The organism is Pseudomonas sp. HD6422 (assembly GCF_025377065.1).
Classification (GTDB): domain Bacteria; phylum Pseudomonadota; class Gammaproteobacteria; order Pseudomonadales; family Pseudomonadaceae; genus Aquipseudomonas; species Aquipseudomonas putida_U.
Genome location: NZ_JAHWIW010000091.1, coordinates 1 through 783, shown reverse-complemented (window position 1 = coordinate 783; position 783 = coordinate 1). Strand labels below are relative to the sequence as shown.

Genomic DNA, 783 nt, shown 5'->3' with positions numbered 1-783 from the left:
ATGTATGCCAACCAAAAAGAAACCCCTGCGTGACCTGCCCAAAATCCCCAAAGAACTGCTGGAGCAGTTCGGTGAGGGTCTGATGACCGCAGAAGCTATCGAGGATGCCTCTGCGGCGTTCAAAAAGGCCCTGATCGAGCGTGCTCTGCATGCCGAGCTTGGCCACCACCTGGGATATCCGCCGGGCGCGCAGCGCCCAGAGGATGAAACCAACCAGCGTAACGGCAAGAGTGGCAAGACGGTTTTGACCGGCGATGGCCCGCTTCGTCTGGAAATTCCCCGAGATCGAGACGGTAGCTTTGCACCCATTCTGATCCCTAAGCACGAGCGGCGGTACACCGGCTTCGATGACAAGATCATCGCCATGTACGCCCGAGGCATGACGGTCAGAGAGATCCGAGCCTTTCTGTCCGAGCAGTATGGAACCGACGTCTCGCCTGATTTCATCAGCTCTGTAACTGACGAGGTCATGGAAGAGATTGGTGCTTGGCAACAGCGGCCACTGGAGCCGATGTACCCGGTCATTTTCTTCGATGCGCTGCGGGTGAAGATTCGCGAAGAAGGCCTGGTGCGCAACAAGGCCATTTACCTGGCACTGGGCGTTCTACCCGACGGGACGCGCGATATCTTGGGCATCTGGATCGAAAACACCGAGGGTGCGAAGTTCTGGATGAAGGTCTTTAACGATCTCAAAACGCGTGGTGTCGAAGATGTGCTAATTGCCGTGACCGATGGCCTCAAAGGCATGCCAGAGGCCCTCAGCGCTGTGTTTCCAGAGACGAC

At 57.0% G+C, this 783-nt stretch carries 1 protein-coding gene; it reads left to right on the top strand.

The window, feature by feature from the left end; genetic code table 11:
• Positions 1-4 precede the first annotated feature (4 nt).
• The coding region (locus KY379_RS27185) for an IS256 family transposase (protein WP_261242810.1) at positions 5-783 on the top strand (779 nt) is incomplete at its 3' end.